General features: G+C 37.5%; 9 protein-coding genes. 5 read left to right on the forward strand and 4 right to left on the reverse strand.

The features are described 5' to 3' along the window. Positions 1-50: 50 nt before the first annotated feature. The 5 genes from MT391_RS03900 to serS all read left to right on the forward strand — a co-directional run bounded on the left by MT391_RS03900 (position 51) and on the right by serS (position 6405). Positions 51-2615 (forward strand): DNA translocase FtsK, encoded by a 2565-nt coding sequence (locus MT391_RS03900; RefSeq protein ID WP_499496984.1) that lies wholly within the window; start codon positions 51-53, stop codon positions 2613-2615. Position 2616: 1 nt separating this feature from the next. Then, on the forward strand, positions 2617-3231 hold the full coding sequence (gene lolA / locus MT391_RS03905; protein WP_299659514.1) for an outer membrane lipoprotein periplasmic chaperone LolA: 615 nt from the start codon (positions 2617-2619) through the stop codon (positions 3229-3231). Then, positions 3231-4559, forward strand: a complete 1329-nt coding sequence (locus MT391_RS03910) for a replication-associated recombination protein A (protein ID WP_166370266.1) — start codon at positions 3231-3233, stop codon at positions 4557-4559. The genes lolA and MT391_RS03910 overlap by 1 nt, the downstream gene beginning before the upstream one ends. Before the next feature lie 164 nt (positions 4560-4723). Continuing rightward, the gene (gene crcB / locus MT391_RS03915) at positions 4724-5110 is read left to right on the forward strand and encodes a fluoride efflux transporter CrcB (protein WP_499496985.1); all 387 of its coding nucleotides are present in this window, start codon (positions 4724-4726) and stop codon (positions 5108-5110) included. 8 nt (positions 5111-5118) lie between these two features. Continuing rightward, complete coding sequence (serS, locus tag MT391_RS03920) at positions 5119-6405, forward strand: serine--tRNA ligase (RefSeq protein ID WP_028869924.1); 1287 nt, start codon at positions 5119-5121, stop codon at positions 6403-6405. Positions 6406-6819: 414 nt separating this feature from the next. On the opposite strand, the gene MT391_RS03925 is transcribed toward serS, so the two are convergent. The 4 genes from MT391_RS03925 to rdgC all read right to left on the reverse strand — a co-directional run bounded on the left by MT391_RS03925 (position 6820) and on the right by rdgC (position 10642). Continuing rightward, a complete protein-coding gene (locus MT391_RS03925) occupies positions 6820-7023 on the reverse strand; it encodes a YaeP family protein (RefSeq protein WP_499496986.1) in 204 nt (67 codons plus the stop codon). 365 nt (positions 7024-7388) lie between these two features. Continuing rightward, entirely contained in the window at positions 7389-7805 is a 417-nt protein-coding gene (locus MT391_RS03930) for a SulA-like leucine-rich domain-containing protein (RefSeq protein WP_499496987.1), read from the reverse strand. 326 nt (positions 7806-8131) lie between these two features. Further along, on the reverse strand, positions 8132-9310 hold the full coding sequence (gene purT, locus MT391_RS03935; RefSeq protein ID WP_499497048.1) for a formate-dependent phosphoribosylglycinamide formyltransferase: 1179 nt from the start codon (positions 9308-9310) through the stop codon (positions 8132-8134). 423 nt (positions 9311-9733) lie between these two features. Beyond that, on the reverse strand, positions 9734-10642 hold the full coding sequence (gene rdgC / locus MT391_RS03940) for a recombination-associated protein RdgC (protein WP_166370258.1): 909 nt from the start codon (positions 10640-10642) through the stop codon (positions 9734-9736). Between the last annotated feature and the right edge of the window lie 423 nt (positions 10643-11065).

The following is an 11065-nucleotide window of genomic DNA, read 5'->3' on the forward strand; positions in this document are numbered from 1 at the left end:
TTTTTTTTCGTATATGCCATTCGGCATTTTTTATAGTTAGGGTTATTTTCTTGTCAAATAGCAAATTATTAAATCACCTGTCAGGGGTGCAAAAATTATTAGAAGTTGGGATCATTGTTAGCGCATTTGTCGCCATATTCATTACTTTATCCTTATTTACTTTTTCTCCGGTAGACCCAAGTTGGTCGCAGCAGCAATGGGTAGCTGAAATTCAAAATTCTGGCGGCCGAGTGGGCGCTTGGATTGCCGATATTTTATTCTTTGGTTTTGGATTTTTAGCGTATTTAATCCCCGTTATTATTGTCTCTTTTGCATGGGCTATTTTATGGAAGCCGACGTTTAATTTTGATGTCGACTTTTTAAATTTGAGTTTACGTATTGTCGGTTTTATTTTTACCTTCTTTAGCTTAAGTGCCTTAATTGCACTCAACGTCAATGATTATCTGTATTACCCTTCGGGCGGTTTAATCGGAGACATCCTAGCGCAGAGCATGTTGGGCTTTTTTAGCTTATTGGCCGTTAACCTTATTTTGCTTACTTTTTTAATCTCTGGAACAACCTTATTATTCGGATTTTCTTGGATACGTTTAATTGATGGTATCGGTGAGCACACTTTAAATGCCATTGAGTGGTTAGGAAACTTACCTGAGACGATTAAACAAATGAAACAGCAGCGCTCAGAAGGTGATCAAGACCGGTTAGCTGAAAAATACCAATTACAACAACAGAAGTTAGAGAAAAAACAACAAAAGCAAGCTATCAAAGAGCAGAAAAAATTAGCGGCACTTAGCGAGAGAGATACAGATGAAGAAGAGGTTGAAAATATTGATTTTTCAGGTGTTCAGAATGATATAGAACGAGATAATAATTTGTTTATGGGCACTTCTTTTGTAAATGAGAATGATCATGAGTCAGTAGATTTAAGTATTGATAATATTGATTGGCAAGATGATCGCCTCTCGGAACAAGAGGCAGTAAGTGAATCACCTTTAGCCAGTAAACCATTATCAACCAGTCAACCTAAGCAACAATCGCAGATGCCGGCAAAGGCAAAAGTTGATTTCTCTCATCTACCAGAGCATGCACGTCCGCAGGAACGCTTTGTGGTTGATAAAGATATCGCACCTTTACCAAGTATTGAATTATTAGATAGACCCGATAAAAAGATTAATCCTATTTCCCAACAAGAATTGGATATAGCTGCGCGTTTAGTTGAAGCAAAATTACTTGAATTTAAAATTAAAGCGGATGTAGTGAATGTTTTACCTGGGCCTGTGATCACGCGTTTTGAACTGGATTTAGCACCCGGTATGAAAGTCAGTACGGTCAGTAGTTTAGAAAAAGATTTAGCGCGGGCTTTGTCTGCAATGAGTGTGCGAGTGGTAGATCAAATCCCAGGTAAGTCCGTGATTGCATTGGAGCTGCCAAATCGACACCGTGAAATTGTTTATATATCTGAGGTGTTAGATTGTACTAAATTTAATGAAAGTAAATCATCATTGACCATGGTACTAGGTGCAGATATTTCTGGTTTACCTGTGGTGGTGGACTTAGCTAAAATGCCACACCTTTTAGTGGCGGGTACGACGGGTTCTGGTAAATCGGTTGGGGTTAACTGTATGTTAGTCAGTTTATTGTATAAATCTTCTCCAGAAGATCTACGCATGATCTTGATTGACCCTAAAATGCTTGAGCTAAATGTGTATGAAGGTATTCCTCACTTATTAACTGAAGTTGTTACTGATATGAAAGATGCCGCTAATGCATTGCGTTGGTGTGTCGGTGAAATGGAACGTCGTTATAAACTTTTAGCTGAAATCGGTGTCCGTAATCTAGCGGGATATAATACCGCGATTAGAAAAGCAAAAGCTGCAGGTGAGCCTATTTTAGATCCATTATGGAAACCTGGTGATAGCATGGCAGAAAGTGCACCGGAACTAGAAAAATTGCCTGCTATCGTAGTTGTAGTGGATGAGTTTGCCGATATGATGATGATTGTGGGCAAAAAATGTGAAGAGTTAATTACGCGTATAGCACAAAAAGCCCGTGCAGCAGGTATACACTTAATTTTAGCAACACAACGACCATCGGTTGATGTTATCACTGGTTTGATTAAAGCCAACATTCCAACTCGAATTGCTTTCCAAGTGTCGAGTAAAATTGACTCTCGAACCATTTTAGGTCAGCAAGGCGCTGAAACCTTATTAGGTCATGGTGATATGCTATATATGCCACCGGGTGTGGGTGTACCAACACGTGTTCATGGTGCTTTTGTAGATGACCATGAAGTGCATAAAGTAGTTGCTGACTGGAAAAAACGTGGTCAACCAAATTATGTACAAGAGATTCTAGCCGGAGATGCGGATTTAGATATGCTATTACCGGGTGAGCAAGCCGAAGGAGAGGATGAAATTGACCCATTATTTGATGAGGTAGTTAATTTTATAACTGAAACACGTAAAGTGTCTATTTCAAGTATTCAACGTCGATTCCGTATTGGTTATAACCGTTCGGCTCGTCTTGTTGATCAATTACAAGCGCAAGGTGTTATTAGTGCGCCGTCAGGGGCTAATAGTAATCGTGAAGTACTAGCTCCTGCTCCCATTAAGGATTAACATGAAAAAAATATTATTTATTACAGTATGTCTGATTAGCTCTATGTTTCAACTTGCTTCAGCACAAACAGATAGCGAACTATTACAACAAAAACTGGCTAAATTTACGACTATTGATGCTGACTTTGTGCAACAGGTGATCAATCCAAAAGGGGAAGTGATCCAAAAGAGTTTGGGAACATTAGCTATTGCACGTCCAGGTAATTTTCATTGGCAAGTGACTCAACCCGATGAAGAATTGATTGTATCAGACGGCCAAGATATGTGGTTATATAGCCCGTTTATTGAGCAAGTCACTATCATGAATTTTTCAGATGCAATTGCAGGAACACCCTTTGCTTTGTTATCAGGAGCAGACTCTGCACAATGGGCTCAATTTAATGTGGTTAAAAAAGACCAACAATTTATTGTTAAAAGTAGCGATCCAAAAGCATCGACGAATACATTCATTTTTATCTTTAATAAAGCCGACAATATCAGTGAATTTGTTGTACAAGAATCACAGGGCCAAAAAAGTGTATTTACCCTGTCAAATAATAAAAACAACAGTACATTTGCGAAGGATTTTTTTGAATTTAAAATACCTAACGGTATTGAGATAGATGATCAACGCTAATGCAAGATTTATTTACTATTGATAATCAATTTAAACCCTTGGCCGCACGAATGCGGCCAACTAATTTTGACCAGTACATTGGCCAATCTCACCTCATCGCAAAAGATAAACCGCTGCGTAAAGCCTTAGAAGCTGGATTTGCTCATTCCATGATTTTATGGGGACCACCTGGTACCGGTAAAACCACCTTGGCTGAGTTAATTGCTGAATATTGTGATGCCCATGTGGAGCGGCTGTCTGCAGTTACATCTGGTATTAAAGAAATTCGTGCTGCTATCGATATTGCAAAACAAAACCAATCCGCTGGTCGACGTACATTATTATTTGTAGATGAAGTACATCGTTTTAATAAAAGTCAGCAAGATGCTTTTTTGCCTTATATTGAGGACGGAACATTTTTATTTATTGGTGCAACCACAGAAAATCCATCCTTTGAACTTAATAATGCTTTGTTGTCTCGTGCACGTGTTTATCTGTTAAAAAAATTATCACAACAAGAAATTATTGAAGTGATTGAGCAAGCTTGCGAAGCTGAACACGGCCTTGCTGCGCATAACATTGTATTCGCTGAAGGAGTATTAGATAAGCTTTCACAACTAGTGCAAGGGGATGCAAGAAAGGCACTCAATTATTTAGAGTTGCTTGCTGACATGGGACAACAAACAAAAGATAAATTGCTGATTGATACTGGTTTATTAATGGAAATAGCCGGTAGAGAAGGCGTTAGCTTTGATAAGCAAGGTGACCTTTTCTACGATCTCATTTCTGCATTTCACAAATCCGTGCGTGGCTCAGATCCCGATGCTGCTTTGTATTGGTATGCGCGCATGTTAGCAGGCGGTTGTGACCCTTTATACGTAGCACGACGTTTATTAGCGATTGCCTCTGAAGATATTGGCAACGCTGATCCTCGTGCAATGCAGGTGGCAATGTCTGCGTGGGATTGCTTTACCAGAATAGGCCCCAAAGAAGGGGAAAGAGCAATTGCACAAGCGGCTGTTTATTGCGCCTGTGCTGCTAAAAGTAATGCCGTTTATAGTGCTTTTGCTAAGGCTAAACAAGCCGTTGAAGCTTATCCCGATCTAGAGGTTCCTCATCATTTACGTAATGCGCCTACTGAATTAATGAAATCATTAAATTACGGTGAAGGTTATCGTTATGCTCATGACGAAGTGGGGGCTTATGCTGCCGGTGAAGTGTATTTACCGGAAGCTTTACAAGGCGTTGAGTTTTACCAACCTGTTGAACGTGGTCTAGAAATTAAAATTGCTGAAAAATTGCGCTATTTAAAAACTTGTGATCAACGCAGTGAAAAACAGCGTTATTAATAATGACCTTGTTAAGGCTCGGACTGAAACTGACATAATTAGAACTGATTTAATGTGAAACAGATTTAAGTGAATAAGTTTGATAAGTGCAAGGCGAATAATGAACAAGCATAGCTATTGCACTCAGTAAGTTGTTAACAAATAAGAGATGGATAAAAGTTATTATGAATAATTTATTGCTGAATATCGGCTTCGTGGCTTTTGGTGGTGCATTTGGCGCAACTTTCCGTTATTTAATTGGCATTGGCATGGTTAGTCTCTTTGGAAAAGGTTTTCCTTTTGCTACACTTACGGTCAATGTGATTGGCTCGCTGATAATGGGGTATATATTTCAGTTAGTTCAACAGGGAACAATTTCTACAACGCCGTGGTGGCCATTAATTGGCGTTGGTTTTTTAGGTGCATTAACAACTTTTTCCTCATTCTCATTGGACAGCTTATTGTTGATCCAACAGGGTGAGTTACTTAAGGCACTATTAAATGTGGTATTAAATGTAGTGGTATGCTTATTTGCAGCATATCTAGGTACTTTATTAGTTTTAAAAGGTTAGGAAATAACATGCTAGACGCAAAGTTTTTACGTAATGATATCGAACAAACTGCTGAGTTATTAAAAAAACGTGGTTTTGATTTAGAGGTTAGTTTACTTAGTGAATTAGAAGAAAAAAGAAAATCACTTCAAGTCTCTACTGAAAGCTTGCAATCAGAGCGTAATACGCGCTCAAAAGAGATTGGTCAAGCGGCAAAACGTGGTGAAGATATCAAACCATTACGTGAAGCGATGAATGAATTAGGTGAAGCTTTAGAAAAAGCAAAAGAAGAATTTTCTGTGGTCAGTGACCAACTTAAATCTATTTATGACATGATCCCGAATTTACCCCACGACTCTGCGCCGATCGGTAAAGACGAAAGTGAAAATGTAGAAGTGTTAACCTGGGGTACACCTAAGCAATATGATTTCGAAGTAAAAGATCATGTTGAATTAGGAGAAGCATTAGGCGGCTTAGATTTTAAATCAGCGGTTAAAATCTCGGGTTCTCGTTTTATTGTGATGCAAGGCCAAATAGCAAAATTACACCGTTCTTTAGCGCAATATATGCTTAATCTTCACACTAATGAACATGGTTATACAGAGATGTATGTACCTTACCTAGTAAATGCTGATAGCTTATACGGAACTGGGCAATTACCAAAATTTGGCGATGATTTATTTAACACAAATCCAGCGACTGAAGAAGGCATTGGCATGTCATTAATTCCAACAGCTGAAGTGCCATTAACAAATATGAGCCGTGATGTTATTTATGATGAAACTGATTTACCCATTAAAATGACTGCACATACACCTTGTTTCCGTAGCGAAGCAGGTTCTTATGGACGTGATACTCGTGGTTTAATTCGCCAGCACCAATTTGATAAAGTTGAAATGGTACAGTTAGTCCATCCAGAAAAAAGTTTTGATGCGTTAGAAGAGTTAACAGGCCATGCAGAGCAAGTTTTAAAGAATTTAGAATTGCCGTACCGTAAGGTTGTATTGTGTACTGGCGACATGGGTTTCAGCGCCACTAAAACTTACGATTTAGAAGTGTGGTTGCCAGCGCAAAATACCTACCGTGAAATTTCATCTTGTTCAAATGTTGGTGATTTCCAGGCGCGTCGTTTACAAGCAAGATTCCGTCGTACCGGTGCTAAAAAGCCTGAACTATTGCATACTCTTAATGGTTCTGGTTTAGCCGTTGGACGTACTTTGGTAGCGGTTTTAGAAAACTATCAATGTGCCGATGGCCGTATTGAGATCCCTGCGGTATTACAGCCTTACATGGGTGGTTTGACGCATATTGGTTAATCTAAAATAGGTTGCTCGATTACTTATTAAAAAGAAGCTTCGGCTTCTTTTTTGTTTTTGGCATTCTGCTAATTATTGAGTTAAGGCAGAGTAACAATAGAGTATTGACTAATAATAAGCTATTGAGGCTGAGTAAACACTGACATGCTGTGTTTAACAGCCATGAGTTCTCAGGTTGTTAGGGATTTTTTACTATGCCCGTTACCATTCTAAATTAGCTCTGCACTCTAGTTTGACTATTTGACTATTTGACTATTTGACATATTGAATAGTATTGGCGTCAATTTTTTATATCGAATATTAACTTTAAAAAACTAATTTATTTGCATTCAGATTAGCTAATATCTAGTTTACGGCTTATTTGGTTTACAGGTATCTAGCTTACAGATATCTAGTTAGCTATATTTTTATAGTTTAATTCTCATCATCATAATCGCTAAGTACTAAGTTAGCGGCTGCGAATGCCGCTGATTCTCTGATTTTTTCTGGTAAGGCTGTATCATTAGCAATTTGATCTAATGTTTTAATAGCACAGGTAATTGCTTTAGGAACATAGGCGGTGTCACCACTGCCGATCAGGTTTATTAATTGTTTAGTTTTATCACTGTATGGATACATTTTATCTTCCTAATTAATTGTTTATTATTAACAAGTGATAGGCAAAGTATCACTGATCAAATATCGCCGTAGCAATTTTTATTAGTTCATTTTAGCGGCTAGTTTTAGTAACTCGTTTGCAGCAATTATAACTAACTATCATCCGCAACAACTGATTTTAATCAATGTAGGCACCAGAATTCAATTATTAGTATCCAGTTATTAGTATTTAAATATTCGCACCCAGTTCAGTATTAGAACTTTGTCATTTTTGTTTAATATCGAAACGGGTAGATCTTTAGTTTTTTTACCCGTTGATCCTTTCGCTTATTGATATTTGTATATTGAATGGTAACGGGTATAAACAGGCTGAATACGCTATACGCTTAATGTTTACAGTAAATAAAACAACTGGTATTTGTTAATTCAGCGTCTGCTTGAATACTTAATCGTGTTTGCTCTGATAACTCGTTAACCCAAGTCACCACGGTACAGTAATTGTTACTTTGAAGTAATGTTGATAATAGTGATAAATTATCAGCAACTTTATTCGCGTCGATCATCAACATTCTGCTTTTATCAATGCCTGCGTTTTCGAAAAATTGAGTGTTAGGTTTTCCTGGAGGCGCTAGAAATAAAATCCAGCCCTGATCGCTGCCTTTTTGTATATGCTCTAGCAATGCTTGGTAATCATTTTGTTGGTATTGTACATTGACTAATGAACTTGAAGCTAAAGGGTTTTGATCGTAATCGTTTAATAAATAGGGAGTAGCTTGTGTTGTTTTAATTAATCTTGATAGCATTGGATTCACCTGTATAAATAAACACTGTATGTAAGAACAGTACTTGTGTTTAAACTTATGATCAAGCTTAATTTGTTAACTTTGCTTATTTTTTGTGTGGTTTGTTGGATTTTTAAACTGTTTTTGTAGAGAAACAGAAGAAGGTAGTACTTATGATGCTAATACAGTGGCGTTGTTATAAAGGGAGCTGGTGAAAGGAAAAATGAAAATAGTGATGAAAAAGAAAAGGCGATATGCATCTGCAAATCGCCTTTTAAATCTTATTAGTTTTCTAGTAGAGTATCTATTTTATTCTTAATGTTATTATTAAGTTATAGATTGATAACTTAATAAAGCACCTCAACTGTTTGGCTTACTAATTTAGCGTTAGCGATTGCTTGCTCTATATCTTGCCCTCGTGCAATAGCTACGCCCAAGCGACGACTTCCGTTAATATCAGGCTTTGCAAATAAACGCATTTGCGCACCTGGTACTTTGCCTAAAGCATCGGCTACGTTTGAAAACTTAATATCTTGAGAGGTGCCATTCCCTAAAATAACACTTGAAGCAGTGGCACCGTATTGTGTGATTGCTCCGATCGGTAATCCTAGTATCGCTCTTACATGTAAAGCAAACTCGGAAAGATCTTGAGAAATAAGTGTCACTAATCCTGTATCGTGTGGTCGGGGAGATACTTCACTAAAATAGACTTGATCGCCTTTTACAAAAAACTCCATACCAAATAAACCAAACCCACCTAATTCAGTCACCACTTTAGTTGCAATCTCTTGTGCTTGTTGTAGTGCTTTTTCTGACATAGCTTGTGGCTGCCATGACTCACGATAATCACCATCTTCTTGTCTATGGCCGATAGGCGCACAAAAATGAATACCATCAACAGCTCTTACTGTTAGGAGTGTGATTTCATAATCAAAGGGAACAAATCCTTCAATAATAATACGACCTTTACCAGTGCGGCCACCTTGTTGTGAATAAGTCCACGAGTGATCTAGGTCTGCATCTGTTTTCACAACACTCTGGCCTTTACCTGAACTACTCATTACAGGTTTAATAACACAAGGTTGTCCAATTTCTTTAACAGCCTGTAAAAATTCTTGCTTAGTATCAGCAAAAATATATGGTGAGGTTTTCACTGCTAATGTTTCAGCTGCTAAACGACGGATACCTTCTCTATCCATGGTTAATTTAGTCGCTCGTGCGGTAGGTACAACATTAAAACCTTGGCTTTCAAGATCTAATAATGTGTCCGTTGCAATTGCTTCAACTTCTGGAATGATAAGGTCAGGTGCTTCTAGGCGGATGATCTCAGCTAAACTTTTTCCATCTAACATGCTGACCACATGCGAACGATGTGCAACTTGCATAGCAGGGGCATTGGCGTAGCTATCTGCTGCAATAACTTCTACACCAAAGCGTTGTAATTCGATAGCGACCTCTTTACCGAGTTCTCCTGAGCCTAATAGTAAGGCTTTAGTGGCACTTTTGCTGGTTGCACTTCCTAAAATTGAAACTGTCATTTAATTCACTCTTATATGGATGAAAAGAAGGGGTTAAATCATATTTTCAACTCATGTATAAACACTGAGTCACGGTATTATATCCGTTAGGCTGGCAACTGTATGCGTAGAAGCTTTTAACTTCATAGCTTGTTGATTTTGGCATGCTGGATAATAACGGGTATAGTTAACCTCAGTTCTAGATAAGCAAAGCAATACAACACCTTTATTTTCGCGGATTTCTTCGTTAAATTATCTCTCAATAACCAGTTATTGCTTCAATAATTCGCCTGAACTACACAAAACTAACGGCACTGTATAGCCAAAAAATATAATCTTATGATTTTAAATATAATGCCGCTTTCATTAACCAGAATTGAGGTTAGTTAAAAAAAGCCCAGGTTTTAAACTGGGCAGTAAGATGTTGGAACGTTATAAAGTTTGTTCGCCACCAAAAATACCGATTAATGAAGGGACAAGTTGTTTAATCTCCCCGGTCATCAATATGAAATCAGCATCAAAGCGAGCAGCAAAATCATCTGCTTCAATATGTTCATTTTGTTCTTGTAATACATCAGAGAATTTAAGTCGTTTTAAAGCAAACTCTTCACCAATCACAAATGAAATGCTGTCGGACCAATTGAGTGCTAGTTTAGTTACAAATTTATCTGAGTTGATATGGTTTTTAATTTCTTCAGACAATAAATCTTGCTGCTTACAACGAATGATACCGCCGCCTTCTAAGGCTGAACAAAGTTCAGCTTCATCTTCTAGTTGGTAATGGGCTGGAATATTGCCTTCTAATATCCAATCAGTCATTACAACGTCAGTTTGATTTTGTAGCTGTACAGGTACAACAGGTAAGCTACCTAGGGTTTTTCTTAGTAAAGAAATGAGCTCTTCTGCTTTACGTGTACTTGAACAATCGACGTATAGCATATTTGTTTCATTATCTATCCACGCATAAGTCTGTGAAGTACGGCTAAATGCACGTGGTAATAATTGCATGACGATATCTTCTTTTAGACTGTCTTTTTCTTTTTTCTTTAATGCTCGGCCTTGTTCTAGCTCGATCGCTTCAACACGTTCATTTAATTGGTCTTTAATCACACCTGCAGGCAGCATTTTTTCTTCTTTTTTAAGACAGATTAAAATTTGCTTTTGATGAATGTGGGTAAACATACTACCGCTTTTCCCCATTGGAAATACCCAGCCTAATTTTGAAATATCTTGGCTTCCACAAGGTTTAAATTTAAATTCTTCTAGGTTTCTTTCTAGTGCATTTTCATCTTGTTCCATTGGACGAGTAAAACGATAAACTTGAAGGTTTTTGAAAAACATGGAATACACCTTAATGTATGGAAAATAAAAGAGAGCATGAGTGTAAATGATTTTACACTCAGCGGCAAAAGTTGCTGATGTTTTACTTTGACTGACTCGTCTTATTATTCATACTGCCTTTATTAGCAACCTCAGTCCTAGATAAGCAAAGCGATACAACATCGTCATTTCAGCGGATTTCTTCGTTAAATTATCTCTCAATAACCAGTTATTGCTTTAATAACTCGCCTTGAACTACGCAAAACTAACGGCACTGTATAGCCAAAAAATATAAACTTATGATTTTAAATATAATTCAACTTTCATTAACCAGCGTTGAGGTTAAGTAAGATACAGGTCGACATTTAACTAATTATTACCCATTACTTAGTATAAACTGTATTAATTTCCTTTTATTGGTATGCTAATACTTGTCTTGAGTTT

The sequence above is a fragment of the Vibrio sp. 1-Bac 57 genome, from assembly GCF_037546855.1.
GTDB lineage: Bacteria > Pseudomonadota > Gammaproteobacteria > Enterobacterales > Psychromonadaceae > Psychromonas.

Bases quoted from the DNA above. Each gene is read 5' to 3' on its own strand.
- lolA (WP_299659514.1), top strand. From the start codon at position 2,617: ATGAAAAAAATATTATTTATTACAGTATGTCTGATTAGCTCTATGTTT.
- MT391_RS03910 (WP_166370266.1), top strand. From the start codon at position 3,231: ATGCAAGATTTATTTACTATTGATAATCAATTTAAACCCTTGGCCGCA.
- crcB (WP_499496985.1), top strand. From the start codon at position 4,724: ATGAATAATTTATTGCTGAATATCGGCTTCGTGGCTTTTGGTGGTGCA.
- serS (WP_028869924.1), top strand. From the start codon at position 5,119: ATGCTAGACGCAAAGTTTTTACGTAATGATATCGAACAAACTGCTGAG.
- MT391_RS03925 (WP_499496986.1), bottom strand. From the start codon at position 7,023: ATGTATCCATACAGTGATAAAACTAAACAATTAATAAACCTGATCGGC.
- MT391_RS03930 (WP_499496987.1), bottom strand. From the start codon at position 7,805: ATGCTATCAAGATTAATTAAAACAACACAAGCTACTCCCTATTTATTA.
- rdgC (WP_166370258.1), bottom strand. From the start codon at position 10,642: ATGTTTTTCAAAAACCTTCAAGTTTATCGTTTTACTCGTCCAATGGAA.